This is a genomic window from Bacillus sp. ABP14, from assembly GCF_001831375.1.
In the GTDB taxonomy this organism is placed as follows: domain Bacteria; phylum Bacillota; class Bacilli; order Bacillales; family Bacillaceae_G; genus Bacillus_A; species Bacillus_A paranthracis.
The window spans coordinates 2,757,665-2,779,240 of record NZ_CP017016.1 but is presented as its reverse complement, the minus strand read 5'-3'; the positions used below and the strand labels follow the sequence as shown (position 1 = coordinate 2,779,240).

Annotated in this window: 18 protein-coding genes and 1 other annotated feature; of the genes, 13 read left to right on the top strand and 5 right to left on the bottom strand. The window is 35.4% G+C overall.

The window, feature by feature from the left end; translation table 11 throughout:
- The first annotated feature begins 187 nt into the window (after positions 1-187).
- From BGI23_RS14450 to BGI23_RS14440, 3 genes are all read left to right on the top strand, one after another.
- Positions 188-2,572 carry an immune inhibitor A domain-containing protein gene (locus BGI23_RS14450; protein WP_070806339.1) on the top strand — a complete coding sequence of 795 codons (2,385 nt, stop codon included), beginning with the start codon at positions 188-190 and terminating at the stop codon, positions 2,570-2,572.
- A gap of 272 nt (positions 2,573-2,844) precedes the next feature.
- Positions 2,845-3,876, top strand: coding sequence for a Delta(5) desaturase DesA (gene desA, locus BGI23_RS14445; protein WP_070806338.1), 1,032 nt, complete (start codon positions 2,845-2,847; stop codon positions 3,874-3,876).
- Between the two features lie 276 nt (positions 3,877-4,152).
- The gene (locus tag BGI23_RS14440; RefSeq protein WP_070806337.1) at positions 4,153-5,340 is read left to right on the top strand and encodes an RtcB family protein; all 1,188 of its coding nucleotides are present in this window, start codon (positions 4,153-4,155) and stop codon (positions 5,338-5,340) included.
- Between the two features lie 60 nt (positions 5,341-5,400).
- Here BGI23_RS14440 and BGI23_RS14435 read toward each other — a convergent pair whose 3' ends face one another.
- Positions 5,401-6,825, bottom strand: a complete 1,425-nt coding sequence (locus BGI23_RS14435) for an amino acid permease (RefSeq protein WP_070806336.1) — start codon at positions 6,823-6,825, stop codon at positions 5,401-5,403.
- A 267-nt stretch (positions 6,826-7,092) separates the two neighbouring features.
- On the opposite strand from BGI23_RS14435, the gene BGI23_RS14430 reads away from it, so the two are divergent.
- Positions 7,093-7,842 (top strand): IclR family transcriptional regulator, encoded by a 750-nt coding sequence (locus tag BGI23_RS14430; RefSeq protein ID WP_070806335.1) that lies wholly within the window; start codon positions 7,093-7,095, stop codon positions 7,840-7,842.
- 75 nt (positions 7,843-7,917) lie between these two features.
- Positions 7,918-9,558, top strand: a complete 1,641-nt coding sequence (locus BGI23_RS14425; RefSeq protein WP_070806334.1) for a M20/M25/M40 family metallo-hydrolase — start codon at positions 7,918-7,920, stop codon at positions 9,556-9,558.
- Positions 9,559-9,684: 126 nt separating this feature from the next.
- Here BGI23_RS14425 and proC read toward each other — a convergent pair whose 3' ends face one another.
- Positions 9,685-10,503: a pyrroline-5-carboxylate reductase gene (gene proC / locus BGI23_RS14420; protein ID WP_070806333.1), complete on the bottom strand. Its 819-nt coding sequence runs from the start codon at positions 10,501-10,503 to the stop codon at positions 9,685-9,687.
- A 338-nt stretch (positions 10,504-10,841) separates the two neighbouring features.
- Positions 10,842-11,052 (top strand) — a binding site (T-box leader).
- A gap of 145 nt (positions 11,053-11,197) precedes the next feature.
- Here proC and proB point away from each other — a divergent pair.
- Positions 11,198-12,301 (top strand): glutamate 5-kinase, encoded by a 1,104-nt coding sequence (gene proB / locus BGI23_RS14415; protein WP_070806332.1) that lies wholly within the window; start codon positions 11,198-11,200, stop codon positions 12,299-12,301.
- A gap of 31 nt (positions 12,302-12,332) precedes the next feature.
- Entirely contained in the window at positions 12,333-13,580 is a 1,248-nt protein-coding gene (gene proA / locus BGI23_RS14410; RefSeq protein WP_070806331.1) for a gamma-glutamyl phosphate reductase, read from the top strand.
- Positions 13,581-13,629: 49 nt separating this feature from the next.
- Here the strand turns inward: proA and BGI23_RS14405 are convergent, their stop codons facing one another.
- Together BGI23_RS14405 and BGI23_RS14400 are read right to left on the bottom strand one after the other, a co-directional pair.
- Positions 13,630-14,823: a NupC/NupG family nucleoside CNT transporter gene (locus BGI23_RS14405; protein WP_000273611.1), complete on the bottom strand. Its 1,194-nt coding sequence runs from the start codon at positions 14,821-14,823 to the stop codon at positions 13,630-13,632.
- A gap of 203 nt (positions 14,824-15,026) precedes the next feature.
- Complete coding sequence (locus BGI23_RS14400) at positions 15,027-15,518, bottom strand: DinB family protein (RefSeq protein ID WP_070806330.1); 492 nt, start codon at positions 15,516-15,518, stop codon at positions 15,027-15,029.
- Positions 15,519-15,792: 274 nt separating this feature from the next.
- Here BGI23_RS14400 and BGI23_RS14395 point away from each other — a divergent pair, with 274 nt between their 5' ends.
- The 5 genes from BGI23_RS14395 (at position 15,793) to BGI23_RS14375 (ending at position 19,981) form a co-directional block, all read left to right on the top strand.
- Positions 15,793-16,836, top strand: a complete 1,044-nt coding sequence (locus BGI23_RS14395; protein ID WP_070806329.1) for an ArsR/SmtB family transcription factor — start codon at positions 15,793-15,795, stop codon at positions 16,834-16,836.
- 51 nt (positions 16,837-16,887) lie between these two features.
- Positions 16,888-18,108 carry an MFS transporter gene (locus BGI23_RS14390; RefSeq protein ID WP_083322735.1) on the top strand — a complete coding sequence of 407 codons (1,221 nt, stop codon included), beginning with the start codon at positions 16,888-16,890 and terminating at the stop codon, positions 18,106-18,108.
- An 88-nt stretch (positions 18,109-18,196) separates the two neighbouring features.
- Positions 18,197-18,523, top strand: coding sequence for a heme-degrading monooxygenase HmoA (gene hmoA, locus BGI23_RS14385; RefSeq protein WP_070806328.1), 327 nt, complete (start codon positions 18,197-18,199; stop codon positions 18,521-18,523).
- Positions 18,524-18,621: 98 nt separating this feature from the next.
- Entirely contained in the window at positions 18,622-19,209 is a 588-nt protein-coding gene (locus tag BGI23_RS14380) for a hypothetical protein (protein WP_014893627.1), read from the top strand.
- Between the two features lie 82 nt (positions 19,210-19,291).
- Positions 19,292-19,981, top strand: coding sequence for a nucleotidyltransferase domain-containing protein (locus BGI23_RS14375; protein WP_070806327.1), 690 nt, complete (start codon positions 19,292-19,294; stop codon positions 19,979-19,981).
- 137 nt (positions 19,982-20,118) lie between these two features.
- On the opposite strand, the gene BGI23_RS14370 is transcribed toward BGI23_RS14375, so the two are convergent.
- Positions 20,119-20,715 carry a hypothetical protein gene (locus BGI23_RS14370; RefSeq protein ID WP_070806326.1) on the bottom strand — a complete coding sequence of 199 codons (597 nt, stop codon included), beginning with the start codon at positions 20,713-20,715 and terminating at the stop codon, positions 20,119-20,121.
- 272 nt (positions 20,716-20,987) lie between these two features.
- Between BGI23_RS14370 and BGI23_RS14365 the strand changes: the two genes are divergently transcribed.
- Positions 20,988-21,491 carry a GNAT family N-acetyltransferase gene (locus tag BGI23_RS14365; RefSeq protein ID WP_000204934.1) on the top strand — a complete coding sequence of 168 codons (504 nt, stop codon included), beginning with the start codon at positions 20,988-20,990 and terminating at the stop codon, positions 21,489-21,491.
- Positions 21,492-21,576 lie beyond the last annotated feature (85 nt).

The window sequence follows — 21,576 nt, the reverse complement described above, 5'->3', positions numbered from 1 at the left end:
CGAGGAAAGAGAACCACAAATTCTAGAGTGAACTTCCTGTAAATTTACCTATTTTATGTTTTTCATCTTAGAAACAATATTTCTCAACATTTTAGCACTTTAAAAAGATTGAATATTCGTATTATAACGAATATTATATTGCTATCGGCAAAAATCGATAATTTGCAGACACTGGGGAGGAAATGCATTGAGAAAGAAAAAGAAATTAAAATCTTTAGCGGTATTAACAACAGCAGCAGTGCTAAGTAGTACGTTTGCTTTTGGAAGTCATGCAGCGTATGCTGATACGCCACCATCTCTACCAATTGATGAGCATTTAATACCAGAGGAACGCTTGGCAGAAGCGTTGAAGCAACGGGGAGTAATCGATCAATCTGCATCACAAGCTGAGACATCAAAGGCTGTCGAAAAATATGTTGAGAAAAAGAAAGGGGAAAACCCTGGAAAAGAAATCTTGACAGGAGATAATCTTACGCAAGAAGCTTCAGATTTTATGAAAAAAGTAAAAGATGCAAAAATGAAGGAAAATGAACAGGCGCAGCAATCCGAAGTAGGACCAGTAGCTGGGCAAAGTGCAGGATTGAACCCAGGAAAATTAAATGGAAAAGTACCGACTACACCAGCGAAGCAAGCTGAGTACAATGGGGCTGTTCGAAAAGATAAAGTACTTGTATTACTCGTAGAATTTAGCGATTTTAAGCATAATAATATCGATCAAGAACCGGGGTATATGTATTCTAAGGACTTTAATCGTGAACATTATCAAAAAATGTTATTTGGTGATGAGCCATTTACGTTATTTGATGGATCGAAGATTAATACATTTAAACAATATTATGAAGAACAATCTGGCGGAAGCTACACAGTTGATGGAACTGTAACAGAATGGCTTACTGTTCCAGGAAAAGCGTCAGATTATGGTGCTGATGCGGGAACTGGTCATGACAACAAAGGTCCTTTAGGCCCAAAAGATTTTGTGAAAGAAGCATTGAAAGCAGCAGTAGCAAAAGGTATCAATTTAGCAGATTATGACCAATTTGATCAATACGATCAAGATGGTGATGGAAATAAAAATGAGCCAGATGGAATCATCGATCATTTAATGGTAGTACATGCAGGCGTGGGTCAAGAAGCTGGCGGTGGTAAATTGAAAGACGATGCGATTTGGTCTCATCGCTCAAAACTAGGATCGAAGCCATATGCGATTGATGGTACAAAATCTTCTGTTTCGAACTGGGGCGGAAAGATGGCTGCATACGATTATACAATCGAGCCTGAAGACGGAGCAGTTGGTGTATTTGCACATGAGTATGGTCATGATTTAGGCTTGCCAGATGAATACGATACAAAGTATTCAGGACAAGGTGAACCAGTTGAATCATGGTCTCTAATGAGTGGCGGTAGCTGGGCTGGAAAAATTGCAGGTACAGAGCCAACAAGTTTCTCACCGCAAAATAAAGAGTTTTTCCAAAAAAATATGAAGGGGAACTGGGCGAATATTGTTGAGGTAGATTATGATAAACTTCGCACGGGAATCGGTACTGCAACGTATTTAGATCAAAGTGTGACAAAATCAAAACGACCAGGAATCATTCGTGTTAACTTGCCAGACAAAGATATAAAAAATATTGAGTCAGCATTTGGTAAGAAGTTTTATTACAGCACGAAAGGAAATGACATTCATACAACACTTGAGACATCAGTATTTGACTTAACGACTGCAACGGATGCTAAGTTCGATTATAAGGCATTTTACGAACTGGAAGCGAAGTATGATTTCCTTGACGTATATGCGATTGCAGAAGATGGAACGAAGACACGCATTGATCGAATGGGCGAAAAAGATGTAAAAGGCGGTATAGATACAACGGATGGTAAGTGGATTGATAAATCATATGATTTAAATCAATTCAAAGGAAAGAAAATAAAACTGCAATTTGAGTATGTAACAGATATTGCAGTAGCATATAAAGGATTTGCGTTAGACAATGTAGCATTAACTGTAGATGGAAAAGTTGTTTTCTCTGATGACGCAGAAGGCCAGCCAGCAATGACATTAAAAGGATTTACTGTGTCTAACGGATTTGAACAGAAGAAACATAACTACTATATCGAGTGGCGTAATTACGCTGGGTCTGATACTGCATTACAATATGCACGTGGTCCAGTATTTAATACAGGAATGGTTGTATGGTATGCGGATCAAAGCTTTACAGATAACTGGGTAGGCGTTCATCCAGGTGAAGGGTTCCTTGGAGTAGTAGATTCTCATCCAGAGGCAATCGTAGGAACATTAAACGGACAACCTACTGTGAAGAGCAGTACACGTTATCAAATTGCCGATGCGGCATTCTCATTTGATCAAACGCCAGCATGGAAAGTAAATTCACCAACTCGCGGTATCTTTGACTATAAAGGATTACCAGGAGTTGCAAAATTTGATGATTCTAAGCAATACATCAACAGCGTTATTCCAGATGCGGGACGTAAGTTACCTAAACTAGGATTGAAGTTTGAAGTAGTAGGTCAAGCTGAAGACAAGTCTGCAGGTGCAGTTTGGATCCATCGATAAAATAAAATGAAGAGGAGCTGCCATAAGCCGGTGAAACTGACTTATGGCAGCTCTTTTCTGCTTGTGAAAAAGTTTGTAGAAGTTCATTTTATAAATAAAACGCTCCATTTGTCCAATTATAGCGCTATTTGGGGAGTAAGTAATTTGTAAGTATTGAGTAAGAAAAAAGAGATTTTTATAGTATATAATATTTATTACATCTACTTTTAACACCTGATACTAATAGTATGCTATAATATGAATTAGCAACAAAAAGGAAAGGAATTAGTAAAATGACATTAGAAAATACTAAAAATTTAAAAAAACAAGTTGCTCCATATGAAAAATCAACAATTAAAAAAAGTGTGTGGCAACTTATTAACACAGTCGTGCCATTTGTTGTTTTATGGTATCTCGCTTATAAAAGTTTGTCTGTTTCTTATCTGTTAGCATTAGTTCCATCTTTGTTAGCTGCTGGTTTTATGACGCGAATTTTCATAATTTTTCATGATTGTACCCATTATTCATTCTTTAAAAGTCGACGTGCAAATAGAATAGTAGGTACATGTATGGGTGTGTTAACGTTATTCCCATTTGATCAATGGGGGCATGAGCATGCGATTCATCACGCTACAAGTGGTAATTTAGATAAGCGAGGTACAGGAGATATTTGGACGCTTACAGTCGATGAATATGTAGCTGCACCATTTAGACTTCGTTTAGCATATCGTTTATATCGCAATCCATTCGTTATGTTTGGATTAGGTCCGATTTATGTTTTCTTGCTTAAAAATAGATTTAACCGAAAAGGTGCAAGACAGAAAGAACGTATGAATACGTATTTGACGAATATTATTATCGTTGCTGTAGTAGCTATCCTTTGCTGGGCAATAGGGTGGCAATCGTTTCTGTTCGTACACGGTACGATATTCTTAATAGCAGGTTCAGTAGGGATTTGGCTGTTTTATGTACAGCACACTTTTGAGGATTCTTATTTTGAAGAGGATAAAGATTGGGAATATGTAAAAGCGGCAGTAGAAGGAAGTTCATTTTATAAACTTCCAAAAATCTTGCAATTCTTAACTGGTAATATTGGATTCCATCATGTTCACCATTTAAGCCCAAGAGTACCTAATTATAAGCTAGAAGAGGCACACAATAATACGCTTCCGTTAAAAAATGTACCAACAATTACACTTGCTACAAGCTTACAATCACTACGTTTCCGTCTTTTGGATGAGAAAAGTAACAATTTTGTTAGCTTTAAAGATGTAAAAAATATAATTAAAAATAATGTTTCTGTTCGGGTGAAATCGGAATTATAATTTCATCGGCTATTAAACTCCCCTTAATCATTTTCGATTTAAGGGGAGTTTTTGTTATATATATAACGGATATTGAGGACGTGGAATACTCATATGTAGGTATAAATTCAAGGATACGATAATCATATTATGTAAATAAGGTAAAACATCATTATTTTTTATTATTGTGAAGGATATCATACATATATAATGGAAAGCAAAAGGTGGATGAGAGTAATGATGAGAACAGAAACAACGTAATAAAATAATTCTTTCAAAAGGAAGGGGAAATGAAAGATGTTGAAATTACAAGGAAAATACAATGAAGCGAAAGTATTTACGAATAACGTTGATGAGACTGCGACAGGGCAGATTATTGATCTTTGTAACCAAGAATTTGTAAAGGATAGTCAAATTCGTATTATGCCAGATACACATGCGGGAGCAGGGTGTACCATTGGGACAACAATGACAATACAAGATAAAATCGTTCCTAATCTTGTAGGGGTAGACATTGGTTGTGGTATGGAAGTTGTTGTAATTGATAAGAAAAAAGAAGAAATTAATTTCGATTATTTAGACGAAACAATTCGTAAATTCGTTCCAAGTGGTTTTCGTATCCGAGATAAAGAACATCGATTCTCAAAAATGATTGATTTTGATGGTGTGAGAGCACCATTTACATTACAACGCGCTCAAAAAAGTATAGGTACTCTTGGAGGAGGGAATCACTTCATCGAACTAAATGAAGACGATAAAGGGAATGTATATATTGTCATTCATAGTGGTTCTCGTAATTTAGGAAAGCAAATAGCAGAGTATTATCAGTACTTCGCATATGAACAACTCATTGATGTTACATCAATGAAAGATGAGATTATTAAGAGATTAATGAAAGAGGGGAGAGAAAAAGAAATACAAGAAACTTTACGTGGAATAAAGAAGCCTAACATTCGAAAAGAATTAGCTTATTTAGAAGGACAGGGATTCAAAGATTATATGAATGACATGAATATTGCTCAAAAGTATGCTGGGTTAAATCGTAAAGCAATGATTGATGAAATTGTTACGAAAATGGACTGGAAAGTAACCGACCAATTTACTACAATACATAACTATATAGACATAGAAAATATGATTCTACGAAAAGGTGCTATTTCAGCTCAGAAAGATGAACGAGTCATTATTCCAATTAACATGAGAGATGGTTCAATTATTGCATTTGGTAAAGGTAATCCAGACTGGAATTTTTCTGGTCCGCATGGGGCAGGACGTATCATGAGTCGTAAGAAGGCTAAAGAATTATTGAGTCTAGAGGACTTCCAAAATACGATGACAGAAGTTTGGACTACATCGGTAGCAGAGAGCACAATTGATGAGGCACCAATGGTATACAAGCCAATGAATGAAATTATCGAAAATACGAAAGAGACAATAGATATAAAGCATATTATTAAGCCATTATATAATTTTAAAGCGAATTAAAATGATAAAAGACCGCACATGAAGTGAAAGCCATGTGCGGTCTTTTATATAAGCAGGGTATTACATCGTCTCGCTAATTTTAGTTTCACTATTAGTGTTAGTAGAAATTCTTTTCTTAACTTTTAAGTGATAATAAGTGTAGCAAAAGATAATAAATGGTACAGTGCAATAGATTCCAAGTCGTTGTTCAGGGATAAAGATAAGACTAATTAATATAATGCCATACAATCCAAAGCCAAGAATTGGTACAAGTGGATAAAGTGGCGTTTTGAACTTTAAGTCTTCTAATTTTCCGCCGTCTGCTACATAATGTTTACGGAAAAAGAATTGAGAAACACAAATTGACATCCAAACAATGATTGTGATAACTCCAGAAATGGAAATGAGCCATAAGTAAACAGTTTCAGCAGCTACTACGCTTGTCAAAAGAGAAAAAGCAGAAATAGCAATTGTCATAATTAAAGCGTTTAGAGGTATTCCTCGTGATGATAATTTCTTTAAAAAGGCTGGAGCCATTTCATTTTTGGATAATGACCAAAGCATGCGAGTTGCCGCGTATAGTCCTGAGTTTGCGACAGAAAGAACAGCAGTAAGAATAACAAAGTTCATAATATCAGCGGCATATGGAATACCGATATTATCAAAAACAGCAACGAACGGGCTTTTTGTTAATCCTGCTTCTTCCCAAGGAATTAAAGCAACGAGAACAAAGATTGCTAAGACGAAGAAAAACATCGTACGCCATATAATATTTCTAATAGAACGAGGTAAAGTTTTTGCTGGATCTTCACTTTCACCTGCTGCGATTCCGACAAGTTCTGTACCTTGGAAGGAGTAATTGACTGTAACCATTGTTAAAAGAATAGCGGCAAGTCCATTTGGGAATAAACCACCATGATTTACGAAATTTGAAAATAGCGGAGCTGGTTCGTCGCCTTTTAAATCAATAAAACCGAACATAGCGGCGCCGCCAAGAATAATAAAAGCGATAATGGCAGATACTTTTATACTTGAAAACCAAAATTCTGTTTCTGCATAACTACGAGCAGATAGTGCGTTAATCGTGAAGATTGTAACGCCAAATATTAAACACCAAACCCAAACAGGAATATCAGGAAACCAGCGCTGCATTGTAATGCCGGCAGTTGTAAATTCAAGGCCGGTTGTATTTGCCCAGCTTAACCAATACAACCATCCGATTGTAAAGCCAGTTGCAGGATTAATAAACTTAGTGGCATATTCCTGGAAAGACCCCGAAACAGGCATGGCTACAGCGAGTTCACCAAGACATAGCATAACGAAATACATTAATAATCCACCGGCCATAAAGGCAAGTACGGATCCACCAGGTCCAGCCTGACTTATAATAAAACCAGATCCGTTAAATAATCCAGTTCCAATCACACCACCGAGTGCAATCATGAATAAGTGTCTACTTTTCATCGTACGTTTTAATTCATTGTTTGTATTATTTACTTGCACCATTGTTTTCCTCACTTTCGTAGTTGATAGCATAAAGTTTGATGTTTTTCCGTATTATGGAATGTATTCCGTGATGTGAAATCTTGTTATAATTTTCAGATAATTAAAAAGAAAAGTCAATATTTTTTTGTTTACGCTTTCAAATTATTGTTCGCGACATGTTTTTATTTTTAGAAAATTGAATAAATAGATTGATTTCATTTCGAATTTTTGTTAAATTGATAGGTAATTGAGCGTACTAACATATTACAAGTCAAGTAGAGGTGAGTTATGGTACAGTCCATTGATCGAGCGATAAGTATTATAAAGTTATTAAATTCTACTAATGAAAAAGAGTATTGGGCCATTTCTGATATAGCGGACAGAACACATCTCCCAGTTAGTACAGTACATAGATTACTTAACTCTCTAATCGAGCATGGGCTAGTTACACAAATTTCAGAGACGAAACAGTACAAAATTGGACCAATGTGGATGGAAATAGGATTACGACAATTGGAGAAAGTAGACTACAGATCTGTGGCAAGAGAAGTAATGAAGCGATTAGCCTCTGAAGTGGAAGAAAGTGTGTATTTGAACATTCCAAATGGAACACATTCTATTATTATTGAAAGAATGGATAGCCCTTTAAAAATTCGAGTTATTGATAACTTAGGGGAACAGATTCCTCTTTCAATTGGTGCTGCAAATAAAACAATGCTTGCCAATATGAAACAGAATGAAATGGAATATATTGTTGAGCAACTACTTTCTGCTTTACCAGAACAAAAGCAAATTCTTCTTGATCAAATAAAGCAAATAAGAGACGAAGGATATGCTGTCAGTTATGGAGAAAAAACAGAAGGGACAGCTTCAGTAGCTGCACCTATTATCGGATTTAATCATAAAGTAGTAGGAGCATTAAGTGTTGGGTTAATTAGTCATCGCATTAATGATGATCGACTTTCTTTTCTTATTAGTAAGGTAAAACAAGCAGCACATGAAATATCAATAAAAATCGGCAGTACATCAGAACTATAATTTTGATAACTGTCGTCATTTTTTATTCATATAATGGAATTCATTTTCATAATGCGGAAAAATAGGGGGATTTATATGTCAAAGTGGCAATCAAAAGAACAATTGATTCAATTATTAAGCAGTCTTGTTGAAATTCCTAGTATTACAGGTACAGAAGCTGAAGTGATATTGCCAGACTTCGTTGTGGAACAATTATCTGATTTACAGTACTTCAAAGAAAATCCGCACCATTTGCAAAAAAATCCGACGGGCGATGGACGACATTTTGTTACAGCACTAGTAAAGAAAAGCGATCGTACAAAAAATACCGTAATTTTAGTAAGTCACTTTGATGTTGTAGATGTACAAGATTATGGAGTGTGGAAAGAAGATGCATTCAATCCTAAAAAGTTAACGTCTATGTTTTATTCTCATAAAGATGAATTACCAGACCATGTACGTGAAGATATAGAACATGGAGATTGGCTGTTTGGTAGAGGAACAATGGATATGAAATGCGGCCTCGCATTACAAATGGCAATGATTGAGCAAGCTTGCGAAGGAAGGTTTGATGGGAATGTTCTTTTATTGGCTGTACCAGATGAAGAAGTAAACTCTGTAGGGATGAGAGCTGCTGTTCCAAGATTACTAGAGTTAGCAAGAGAACATGATTTAGAGTATAAAACGGTACTAAATTCAGAGCCTATGTTTTCAAGGCATCCTGGTGACCAAAAGAAATATATTTACACTGGTTCTATTGGTAAAGTGTTACCTGGTTTTCTTTGCTACGGAAAAGAGACACATGTAGGTGAACCTTTTGCGGGCCTAAATGGGAGTTATATGTCTTCATTAATAACAGCAGAATTAGAGTTGAATACAGACCTTTGTGATATTGTAGAAGGGGAAGCGAGTCCTCCGCCAACTAATTTACTTCAAAGGGACTTAAAGGAGGATTACTCTGTACAAATTCCGCATCGTGCAGTCACATTATTTAATTTGTTTTTACTAGAAAAATCAATGACAGATATCGTTTCATTGCTGCGTCAAAAAGTAACGAAAGTAGCAGGAAAAATAGAAGAATCATATGAGAAGCAAGCTTATCGTTTTTCTAAATATAATCCATTTATACCACCTAACCTCAAAGTAAATGTATTAACGTATGAAGAGCTTATCACATATGCAATTGAACAACATGGGCATGAGAAAATAAATGAAATTCAATTTAGCATTATAAAAGATAGAGAAGATAAAGATGATCGTGCGGTAACGATTGATTTAGTAGATAAACTAGCTATTTTATGTAAAGAAAAGGCGCCGATGATTGTACTTTTCTTCGCTCCGCCATATTATCCAGCTGTAAGTTCACGTAACAACCAGTTAATTAAAGAAGTAGTTGGAGAAATGGAAAGGTATGCACACTTCAATCATAATATTACATTTGAAAACCAAAACTATTTTGGAGGAATTTCAGATTTAAGCTATGTGGGCTTACAAAATCCATTACATTCAATGAGTTCACTTGTAGACAATATGCCATTATGGGATAAAGGTTACTCAATTCCACTTCAGGAACTAGAAGAATTTGACGTTCCAGTATTAAATATGGGGCCGGTAGGAAAAGATGCACATCAATGGACAGAACGTCTAGATGTAAATTACGCATTTGAAACGCTATTAGATATGTTACCGATTTGCATTGAAAAATTACTTGTTTCTAATAAAATTACACAAGTATAGTAGGGAAGGGGAAAACGAAATTATTTCAATATAATTAATAACTAAAACGGCCAAACTCAAGTAAATTCGAGTTTGGCCGTTTATCATGTAGTGCATTTCTAATTACATTCATGTGAATTTATAGTTTTACTTTTTCGTTTGACCAGATAGTTCGACAGACTTTTGTGTACAACGTTGCATAGCTGAAATGATGGCTGTTCGTAAGCCTTTTTCCTCTAAAGTTGCTACAGCTTCTATCGTTGTTCCGCCAGGGGAACAAACCATATCTTTCAATTCACCTGGATGTATTCCTGTTTCTAGTACCATCTTTGCAGATCCTAATACAGCTTGAGCTGCGAATTTATATGCTTGATTTCTTGGCATACCATCTAGTACAGCAGCATCTGCCATCGCTTCTATTATCATATATACGTATGCTGGTGAAGAGCCACTTACAGATGTTACAACATCCATTAACTTTTCACTTACAATCTCTGATTGACCAAAACTATTGAAAATGTTTAGCACATCTTCTAAATCTTTTTCTGTCACCATTTCATTCGGACATAATGCTGACATTCCTTCTCCAACAAGAGCAGGAGTATTAGGCATTACTCGTACAACTTTTAACTTTTTATTAAAGGCATTTTCAGTACTTTCAATACTTTTACCAGCAGCGATCGTAACGATGATAGCATCGTTTTTTATCACTTCTTTAATTTCGTTAATTACTAACGGGTATAAGTCTGGTTTAATTGATAAAATTAAAATATCAGCATTTTTAGCGACTTCATTGTTGTCAGTAGTTATAGATATTCCGTACTTTTCACTAGCATTTTCTAAATTCGTCGTGTTTAAATCTGAACACATGATTTTATTTGAAGACACTATCTTTTTGTTTAGCATCCCGCCAATTATAGCCATCCCCATATTTCCGCATCCGATGAATCCAATTTGTTTATCCATAATAATTCAATCTTGCTCCTTTTTAATAAATTATATCATTTCGAAAGTATTATCTTAATATAACAATAACATCTCTGTGCAATATAAAGAAACATTCTAAGAGAATATATTCCTTTTTGCAACATGAAAGGATAAAAATTAATTATATTCGACATTTTGTAAATGTATACACTATAATGTAAGGTTTATGTTTATAAATATGAGTTGAACTTATATTGATTTGTATTTTCATTCAGTAGGGCAATAACTTCATACAAGTAACTCGCAGCTCTATGTATTTTTAAAAATACCTCTTGACACTAAATCGAACTATATCGCATAATATAAAAAAATTAAACCGAAAATCGTTGAAGGGAAATAGTACATATGTCTTCTTGCGAAAGAGAGTGGAATTCACCGGCTGAAAGATTCCTCGTATAGAATATATCGAACCTATCCCTGAGTCTTAAATGAAAGTTTAGGCGTTCGCCTGCGTTATAGGCACCAAGTGGATATCTATGTATATCAATTAAGGTGGTACCGCGGAACAATGACCGTTTCGTCCTTTTTATTTTATTAAGGGCGAAGCGGTCATTTTTATTTTGCTCTTAAATAGGCTACGTGCAGCACTCATAAGAATAGAAATCGCTGCAAGCTGTATGAATAGAAATGTAATGTATAAAAAACTTTGATTTTAGACTTGGGGGATAAAAAAGTGAAGAAACAGCGAATAGTTGTAAAGATTGGGAGCAGTTCTTTGGCGGATAGTCATGGAGGCATTTCTAAAGAACAACTTTCAGATCATGTTGCCGCATTAGCTCGATTGAAAGAGGAAGGGCATGAAGTGTTGTTAATTACATCTGGGGCCGTTGCTGCAGGTTTTTCTGCTCTAGGATACCCTAGCAGACCTGTAACAATTAAAGGGAAACAGGCTGCAGCAGCTGTCGGACAAAGTTTATTAATGCAGGCGTACACGGAGGAATTTCGTAAATACGGTATCGTTACTGCGCAACTATTGCTGACGAGAAGTGATTTTTCTAGAAAAGAACAATATAGTAACGCTTACGCGACGTTAGGAGAGTTACTAAACCGTTCTGCTCTTCCAATTATTAATGAAAATGATTCCATCTCTTTAGAGGAGTTAACGTTCGGTGATAATGATATGCTGTCAGCTTTAGTAAGCGGACTTGTGTCGGCGGATATGCTGATGATTTTTACAGATGTGAACGGTTTATATGATAAAAATCCTCAGAAAAATGAGGATGCGAAAAAATATTATTTCCTTCCTGAAGTTACAGAAGAAATCGCTTCTCTTGCAGGAGATGCTAGCTCAAAACTTGGGACTGGCGGAATGAAATCAAAAATCGATGCTGCAAAGACAGCACTCTCTCTTGGTGTGAGTGTATTTATCGGAACAGGACGTGGACAAGAGAAATTTGTAGATGTTTTGAAGGGGAAAGGTGACGGAACGTATGTCGGAAATGCCCCTCAAAAAGAAATGAAGATGAATAAGCAATGGATCGCTTTGCATTCGGTTGTTAGCGGACAAATTGAAATAGACGCTGGAGCAGCTACAGCTATCATTCAGCATGGCAAGAGTCTTCTTCCTGCGGGTGTTACAAATGTGTCAGGATTTTTCAAAGTTGGCGATGTTGTAGAAGTCATGACGCAACAAGGGCGCGTCATTGGAAAAGGACAATGCACATATAGCGCAGAGGAATTAAGAGAGATAAAAGGTATGCAAAGCCAACATATTCAAGCAAGAGGCGAAAGGCATAATTATGAAGTCATCCATAGGGATCATTGGGTTTCACTTTAAGAATAGTGATGTTAAAAAGGAGGAAATAAAAATGAATGAAGTGTTGACAAAGGGGAAAAGAGCAAAAGAGGTTGCTAGGGAACTGGTACTAAAATCTACACATCAAAAAAACGAAGCACTTGATGCAATTGCAAATCAATTAATAAGTGAAACAGCTTATATTTTAGAGGAAAACAATCGAGATATAGAAGAAGGTAAGGCAAAAGGGTTTTCTGATTCTCTCCTTGATCGCCTTATGCTGAATGAACAGCGTATTGTTGATATGACAGAAGGGATTAAGCAGCTAATTGAATTACGTGATCCTGTAGGAGAATGTGTAAGTGCATGGGAAAGGCCAAATGGACTATCTATTCAGGAAATGCGTGTACCACTTGGTGTTGTTGGCATGATTTACGAGGCAAGACCGAATGTAACAGTGGATGCTGCTACTATTTGTTTGAAGACAGGAAACGCAGTCATATTACGTGGTAGTTCTTCTGCTATTCATTCTAATAAAGCCATTGTTGCCGTTATTCACAGAGCGCTCAAACAAACAAGCTTACCAGAAGAAAGTGTACAGCTTATAGAAGATACAACGCGAGATAGTGCGAAGCAGTTGTTTACAATGAATGATTATTTAGACGTTCTTATTCCAAGAGGTGGCAAACAATTAATCGATACTGTTGTGAGGGAAGCGTCTGTTCCAGTACTTGAAACAGGTGCGGGAAATTGTCATATTTTCATTGATGAAACAGCGGATAAACAAATGGCATTTGATATTATTATAAATGCAAAAACGCAGAGACCATCTGTATGTAATGCGATTGAAACGATTGTACTTCATGAGAAGTGGGCACAGCAATATGGTAGCGAGTTGTTTTCTTCTTTGAAGGAAAGAGGCGTGGAGCTACGTGGTGATCAAAAAGCATTAGCATTGGATTCTTTAATTGTACTTGCTTCAGAAGAAGACTGGGGGACAGAATTTTTATCTCTCACGCTAGCAGTTAAAGTAGTTTCTTCTATAGAAGAAGCGATTCATCACATAAATACGTATGGATCTATGCATTCTGAAGCGATTATATCAGAAAACGAGGAAAACGTTAGCAAATTTTTCGTATCTGTTGATGCTGCTGCGCTGTATCACAATGCATCAACCCGTTTTACTGATGGATCTGAATTCGGATTCGGAGCTGAGATTGGCATCAGTACACAAAAGCTACACGTAAGGGGACCAATGGGGCTTCCTGCATTAACTTCTACAAAATACGTCATTCGTGGAAATGGACAAATTCGAAAATAAAAATAAAAGACACTCCATTTGTTTGGGTGTCTTTTATTTTAAAAATTATTTACCATACAAAAAGCCCAACAAGCATAGCGCTTAATAAGGAAACAGCCATTCCGCTCACAAGAAGCTTCCAAACATTTTTCCCGATGACTGATGATTTTTCGCCGCCAAATAATGAATTGTAAGTTCCATAAATCATACCTACTGTACTAAAGTTAGCAAAAGAAGCTAGAAATGTTGTGGCAACCGCAACCGTATGCGGTTGTAAAGACTTTAAGTTTGATTTTAAATCCATCATTGCAACAAATTCATTCGTCGTTATTTTGATCCCCATTAATTCAGCTACATACATAGCATCACTGCCCGATAAACCGAGTAAAAAAGCGAAAGGACTAAAGATAATGGAGAAGATTTTTTGAATTGTTAACCCCGTTACAAAAAATCCTAAAATCCCATTTAAACATGCAGTTAAAGCTACATAACCAATTACCATAGCTAAAATAACGATAACCATATTCATCCCGACTAACATACTGTTTGAAATAGTAGAAAAGAAATCCTTTTTTTCATGTTTAGAAGGTGTGTAAACAACATCTTCTTCTTTCGAAACTTCCACAGGATTTAATACATTGGCTAAGATTAATGCGTTAATACAATTTAATGGGATTGCGCTGAAAATATATGTTGCTGGAACCATTGATAAATAAGCACCAAGAATGGATCCGCTGACGCTACTCATACTCATAATTCCAAAAGTCAGCAGACGATTTTCTTTTAAAACAGATAATTGATCACGAACAACAGCAAGTGCTTCAGTGTTTCCTAAAAACATCATTTGAATTGAAAAGAAACTTTCTAACTTTGGTAAACGAGAAATCTTTGAAATAATTGCACCTACTTTATCAATAATCCAAGTTAAGATTCCAAAGTAAGAAAGAATATCAAAGAACGTGATAACAAAAATGATAGGAAGTAATGCGCTAAAGAAGAAATCAATTGTTTGATTTTCCATAGCAGAAGGAAATGCAAATCGAATTCCTTCATTCGCACATGCCAGTAGCCAACTGAAAAATGAAGCAATTTTATTAATGATAATACTGCCTAGCTTTGTGCCTAACATAAACCACGTAATAAAAAGCTCCAATATGATGAGAATTACAATTGGTCTCCATTTTATATGTTTTTTATTAGGCGAACATAAGTAAACAATTAATATGACAACGAAAATCCCTAACATATTCAATATGAAATACATGTCAACAACTCCTTGAGGCTTATTATTTGTATATAAAAAAGCCTCTATTCTTCCAAATTTGGATTATGATCAGAAGTTATGGAGCATGTGAATGATGTTTAGGATTCATGTATTTTAATTTGAGCCATCGTAGTAATGACAAAACAAGTAGCTATTTTCAATTGTTTTGTTGCATGTTAAACATAAGCAAATGTAAACATCGCTTATAAATAAGAACGGTGAGTTGGCCATGAACCTTGGAGTTTTCGAAGTTGTATAATTTGTCCTGTATGATAAGCATCGTGCAAAAGGATATTCATATATTGTTGCCAAATTGGTAGAGAAGGCTTTGGTTGGTCTAGTTCTGCTTCTTGAAAGGATGTTAATGAAGATTGTAAGGCATCATGTACTTGAAGCGTTCGTTTCACTGTTTGCTGCCAAGCATCATCATCATTAGGTCCACCTTGGCTAAACGTATCATCATTATTTTGTGGAGCAACAAATGTGTCGTCTTCATGTAAGCGGGAAAGTAGGCGTTCTTTAAAGAGTAATAAATGGTTCACATTTTCCCAAATTGTATTACTGGCAGCACCTTCTGGTTGCCAACATGCTTGTTCAGCCGTAAGATTCTTTAACGCTTCTGATATTGGTGGGTACCATTCTTCTTCGTAAAAAACTTGTTGGACTCCATTTTGCAACATTTCTTTTCTTCCCATCCGTATAGCCTCCTGTTCATTTTCTTCATAAAATACATTCTCTTTTCGTTTCAATATACCTTCTCTATAGCTGAGCAAGAGAAGGAAATGCAACGTATAACAGGGCCGTTAATAATCAAGATTTTCATTGAGTCAGAATGAAAAAGAGTATAAACCTTTCTCTATTTGCTCATTGATTAGAGTTTTTTTGAAGTCGCAAAATAATTCTAAAAATATAGAAGGTTAAATTCGATAAAAATAGAATTTAATATATAGCAAACAAGGAGGGGATAAAATGGAGGTTTATCACATAACGAGTAGAAAGAGGGAAACTTATAACGTTCAAGTGAAATATTCGATACTTTTCGAATGTGCGCTTGGCATTGCAGCAATTACTCATAAGAGGTTAATTGATACACTTGAAAAGAGTCAAAATGAATGGGAAGAGATTAGACAATCATTAACAAAAGAGATGAGAGAGCAATTACAGTTTGTAGAAGAACATAATACGTGGAAAGCGTTGCTTCAGTTGTTGTATGAAGAGGACCTTCAGGATTTATCGCAGTTTCATGCTACAATTGATTCACTTTCAGAAGAAGATTTGAAGTATATATGTTTACCGTTTTTAGGAGAGAAGTACCAAGAAAAAAGAACTTTAGCGGCGAGTGGAAACGTAACTGCAATACATGAACTAATGGAACTGACACAAGAACATCAGTTTTTCTCTACTTATATTCGTTTTATATGTGATGTTGATGTACAAGTGCTGAAAGCCCATTTAATTGCTGTTATGACAGGTTGGTATGAGAGCGTTATTCAGAAAAAGGAAGAAGAAATACTTTCTATATTAAAACGAGATTATGAAGCAAAGGTTGAAATGAATAAAAAGATGAAACCAGAAGAGTTTGTCGAGTGGGCTACAGGTGGCGTTCATTATATGCCAGAACCAAGTGTTCATTACGTACTTCTTATCCCACAAATGACGTACAGGCCTTGGAATATTGAAGCGGATATTGAAGATACGAAAGTATTTCATTACCCAGTTGCAAACGAAAGTATCCATCCTGAAGATCCATATGAACCGAATTATTTTTTAGTTCAAAAACATAAAGCACTTGGGGATGAAGCGAGATTACGCATTGTAAAAATGTTGTTCGAAAAAGAACGAACATTGCAGGAAATTACAGAAAGACTGCAACTTGGTAAATCCACTGTACACCATCATTTGAAATTGTTACGTGCGGCGAAGTTAGTGGATATACATGACGGAAAATATGTATTAAGAAAGAAAGCAGTACAGTCTTTAGCGCAAGAATTAGATATGTTTTTGAATAGATAATTAACAACGAGAATGTACATAAAGGGAGGAATATAAAAGAAAAGTTGGTGTGTGAAATTGAAAAATATATTGAAAAATCGTTCCTTCTTTTTTATGTGGATTGGTAGTGCAATCTCTGAATTAGGAGGGGCTTTCGGAACGTTGTGTAATTCAATTCTAGTATATGAGTTAACAGGGTCAGAAATGGCTTTAAGTAGTATGTGGTTATTATATTTCATCCCATCACTCATATTGCACTTAATAAGTGGCCCATTTATTGATAAATGGAGCCGGAAGTGGATTATGATATTTTCACAATGGATACGAGCGTCTGTATTCTTATTACCTTTGGTGATGCTAGTTTTAGGTAGTATAGAAGCTTGGCACATTTATGTTGTTCAAATTGTAGTGGGACTTATTACACCACTTTATACACCTGCAAGTCAAGCAATTACACCGAGCATTGTAGGGAAAGAACAACTTCAAGATGCAAATGCGTACATTGATGGAATGACTCGCCTTATGATGTTTCTTGCGCCAGTATTAGGCGGAGTAGTCATTCATTTCATTGGAATAGAACTTACATTATCTTTCGTATGCATATGTTTATTTGTTAGTGGTACTGTCTTACTTTATATAAAAGAAAATAGAACGTCACAATCCATTCGGAAAACGTGGCTAGAACAATTTCTTCACGGTTTTACATATTTTTTCACAAAACCAATCATCGTTTGGCTCGGTATATTTCTAACTTTTGTTCAATTTGGAGTAGGAGTAACAATGGTCACAAACCTTCCTTATATCAAAGATGAGCTATCAGCGGGATATGCGGAATTTGGTTATTTTATGGCCGGATTTCCACTTGGCTATGTAGTTGGATCTATACTAGTCGGAAAACTAACATATAAAAGCCGGCGCATACTTATGCTTGGAGGATTGTTTATAGGGGGACTCACATACATTTCACTAGGTTTTAACCACAGTATTGTAATAGCGGTAATAATTGAAATAGTTGCAGGTGTTTGTATTGCCTTTTTCAATGTTTATAATACGACGATATGCCAACAATCAGTTCCGAACAATATGATAGGACAAGTATTTTCGGTGCGATTATTTTTCATACGATCCGCTATGCCATTAGGTGTGTTAGTAGGGGGAATATTGAGTGAAATGTGGGGAGTAAGAGCACTATACTTTATTATCGGTTCAATTATATGTGTCACTTCTTTAATCGGAATCTTACTCCCATATTTCAAATTTTTAGATGGGGCAGTTGAAAAGAAAACAGCATAATTCGAAAAATTTAAACTTTATAATTGAAAATAATTATCATAATCAACTATAATAGTAGTATTCGTATTACAATGAAGGAGTGGGATATATGTTTATCGAAACGAAAACATTTACAGTAAAAGAAGGTACATCAAATATAGTTGTAGAACGTTTTACTGGAGAAGGTATTATTGAAAAGTTTGAAGGTTTTATTGATTTAAGTGTTCTTGTGAAAAAAGTAAGACGCGGCGACGAAGAAGTAGTCGTTATGATTCGCTGGGAATCTGAAGAAGCATGGAAAAACTGGGAAACAAGTGAAGAGCATTTAGCAGGTCATAGAGCGAGCCGTGGTAAACCAAAACCAGATCATATTATTAATGTGGATCATGCAGTTTATTATGTAAAATCATCGAAATCGGCTTATCAGCAGTCGTAATATATATAACGGTAGAGGATATTTGTTTATTAAGAAACAAATATCCTCTTTTTTTTGATTTATAGTAAAATATGGATGTGATAAATGTTTATTTGTAAATGGAGGTAAATGAAGTGAAAAGAATATTACTAATGACATCTTTGGCAACGATATTATTATCAGCGTGTAGTAATAATAATGTGAAAAAAGAAGTATTTAAGAATGAGGAAGAAAAACGTGAAAGCAGTGCAAACATAGTAGAGCAGAAGGAGTATATCATTATTGATAAGAAACATAATGATATATTTCTAAAAGATGCTAGCTCAAATAAAGAAGACAGTGTGAAAGTAAGTTTAAATGATTTAAACTCAACAAAATGGAAGGCGCCTAAAAGAAACGGTATCCTAGATATAGGTGATCATATCTCTTTGGAAAAAGAAGAGGGTAAATATACACCTACATTAGTAAAAGATCTTGTTGGTGAAATAAAATATGATGGTACAATTAAATATAAAATTTTAGAAGCAACTAGTAAATCGGTAAAGTGGTTTCCGCTAAATAAAGAGAACAATGGAGGATATGTTCCGCCAGAGATGGTAAAAGTAGTGAACGCTTCGAAAATAAAAGCTGGAGACATTGTAACGATTCAAGATAAAACAAAAAGCAGTGAAGATGTAATTATATATGAACTGACAATTGTTGAATAAGTATGTAGAAGATGAAAGATATAAGAGAAGTAAAATATATAGGTAACGAATAACTCCTTAATAATGTGTGTGGAGGTTACAAATGTTAGAAGCACAAATATTTAAACATGAACAACATAAAAAATTAGTGCAAACAATAGTAGCGGAAACCTTGTGTACGGAAAAGGTAAATGGATTCATGCTCATCGGATCTGTCGCGAGAGGTGACGCATATCCTGACTCGGATTTAGATTTTTATATTCTTTTAGAAAACGGACAAAAGAAGAAATTTCATTCTGAAACGAGAGAAGGTATTTTTGTTGAATATAAGTATGCAGATGTTAATCAAATATTAGTAAACTTTAAAAACAATCCGATGGAACTATATTCATTTTTAGAAGGTGAAATTTTATTTGATAAAAGTGGTGACTTAAAAAAACTAAAGGAAATAGCTATATCTGAATTTGAAAACTATCGTGTTTCTAGCGACAAAGTGAAAGGCATTTTTCATTGGTTACAGAGTTCGTTCATTAAAATTCAATCTGCTTTAAAAGCAAATGATGAGTTAAAAGCTTCATACATAGTTCATACGTCAACTTGGACATTGGTAGAAGGAATATGGGCTATTAATAATAAGCCAGTACCGCCAGCGGGATCTGTTTTGAAGTATATTAAAACTTTATCTATAGTACCAGTTAATTTTGAGGATTATATAAATAGATTGTTTTTAGGTGATACGAAGGACCGTATTAAAGCAGCAATGGAGTTAATTGAGTGGGTGCTTCATAAATAATACTGTGTCGGTAAATCGATATGTTGTTTCGAATCGTCGATATATTGAGAAAATCGTTGATATAAATTTCATATACTGTATAAGTAGCAACTAAAAGAGTGTAATCTAGTCAATTTTTTAACTAGATTACGCTCTTTTTAGCCCAACTGTATTTCAAATTCAAGCATAGCTTGATCTTTCCTAAACGGCATATCGAGTTCTTTAAATCGTAAGCTTATTCCAAACAAATTATTAGGAAGGGCAGGAGATACAACGAAATGATGACTCATATGTCCATCAGTGCCGCCACCACCTTCTGACCAACAGTCGTATGTATCATCTATTGATAATTGGAAGAAACTATGAGGCTTAACTTCATTCGTGGAATCCCAATCGCTATATAAATAAATTACACTAGCGTTTGCATATTGCCGAATAAAAGTTACGGTATACATGATACCTTTATATTCATACGTTTTACAAACAGGTATATGTTTTTGGAATTTAGTTGGTTCGACGCGAGGTTTAAATTCACCTTCGTCCATCATGGAAGAGAATAGTGAATTTAGATAGTCTGGATAAAATTCGTATTGCTTTGCCCATTTATAAATCGCTTCATCATGAGGAAAACCTGGGTTACCATCTGAAAGTTCTTTTCGTTCTTTTAATAGGGCACAAATTTTTTCATCGATAGTATATAATCTTTCATCGTAATAATCAGTAGGGCGTTCAAAACCCATTCGTTTCATAATCATTCCTCCTTTTCTTTATTTTAACAAATAAGAAAGGACGATATATTTTTTAATGTGAAAATTAAGTGAAAACCTAAAATCATTTATAAATTAAATATTGTAGATTTAAAATGAAGTTTCATAACAAGGTCTATTTTGCAGAGAAATTAATTATGTATAAAATAACAATAATATATCTTAATGCAAGAAAATCTAGAGAATCAAGCAGGTTTCCCATATGGTACTGTACGAAACGATTATAAGTAGTACAGTGATATAAATAGGAGGTTATCGCTATGACATCTGTATTTAAAGATATGGCGTTCCAGCTAAGAACGGAACGACTCGACCTGAATATGTGGGAGGAATCCGATGCAGTCTGGCTTAGAGAACTAATTGGTGAACGTGGAGTGGAAATGCCAACCGTTGAATCTGTTCGTAACGATCTTATTGAGAAGCGCAAGATAGCAGTTGAAAATGGTATTTCTCTTCTCACGATTCGTAGACGAGACGAAGGCGATTTCATCGGTTACTGTGGCTTAATTATCGGTCGTTCCACGCTTGAAGAGCCGGAGATTGCATACGAGTTGTTCCGCAGTGCTCATCGCATGGGTTATGCGACAGAGGCAGCATCAGCGGTATTGGAGGCTGCGATTGCTACGGGGCGCAAAAGACTATGGTCTACTGTAGGCGCTTGGAATACTGCGTCTTTTCGGGTGTTAGAGAAGTTAGGATTTAAGCGGCATCATAGTACGTTTGGCGAACGCGGTGAGATTGTTTGGAATGTGCGCGATCTATAGATTAAATTCAAAACAATGAAAAACGTAAAAGAAAGCCCATATGCTAGATTACTCAGTAATCTAGCATATGGGCTTTTCCTTTAAA

Excerpts from the sequence above, each read along its gene's own strand:
- desA (WP_070806338.1), top strand. The coding sequence starts at position 2,845 with ATGACATTAGAAAATACTAAAAATTTAAAAAAACAAGTTGCTCCATAT.
- BGI23_RS14440 (WP_070806337.1), top strand. The coding sequence starts at position 4,153 with ATGTTGAAATTACAAGGAAAATACAATGAAGCGAAAGTATTTACGAAT.
- BGI23_RS14435 (WP_070806336.1), bottom strand. The coding sequence starts at position 6,825 with ATGGTGCAAGTAAATAATACAAACAATGAATTAAAACGTACGATGAAA.
- BGI23_RS14430 (WP_070806335.1), top strand. The coding sequence starts at position 7,093 with ATGGTACAGTCCATTGATCGAGCGATAAGTATTATAAAGTTATTAAAT.
- BGI23_RS14425 (WP_070806334.1), top strand. The coding sequence starts at position 7,918 with ATGTCAAAGTGGCAATCAAAAGAACAATTGATTCAATTATTAAGCAGT.
- proC (WP_070806333.1), bottom strand. The coding sequence starts at position 10,503 with ATGGATAAACAAATTGGATTCATCGGATGCGGAAATATGGGGATGGCT.
- proA (WP_070806331.1), top strand. The coding sequence starts at position 12,333 with ATGAATGAAGTGTTGACAAAGGGGAAAAGAGCAAAAGAGGTTGCTAGG.
- BGI23_RS14405 (WP_000273611.1), bottom strand. The coding sequence starts at position 14,823 with ATGTATTTCATATTGAATATGTTAGGGATTTTCGTTGTCATATTAATT.
- BGI23_RS14400 (WP_070806330.1), bottom strand. The coding sequence starts at position 15,518 with ATGGGAAGAAAAGAAATGTTGCAAAATGGAGTCCAACAAGTTTTTTAC.
- BGI23_RS14395 (WP_070806329.1), top strand. The coding sequence starts at position 15,793 with ATGGAGGTTTATCACATAACGAGTAGAAAGAGGGAAACTTATAACGTT.
- hmoA (WP_070806328.1), top strand. The coding sequence starts at position 18,197 with ATGTTTATCGAAACGAAAACATTTACAGTAAAAGAAGGTACATCAAAT.
- BGI23_RS14380 (WP_014893627.1), top strand. The coding sequence starts at position 18,622 with ATGGAGGTAAATGAAGTGAAAAGAATATTACTAATGACATCTTTGGCA.
- BGI23_RS14375 (WP_070806327.1), top strand. The coding sequence starts at position 19,292 with ATGTTAGAAGCACAAATATTTAAACATGAACAACATAAAAAATTAGTG.
- BGI23_RS14370 (WP_070806326.1), bottom strand. The coding sequence starts at position 20,715 with ATGATTATGAAACGAATGGGTTTTGAACGCCCTACTGATTATTACGAT.
- BGI23_RS14365 (WP_000204934.1), top strand. The coding sequence starts at position 20,988 with ATGACATCTGTATTTAAAGATATGGCGTTCCAGCTAAGAACGGAACGA.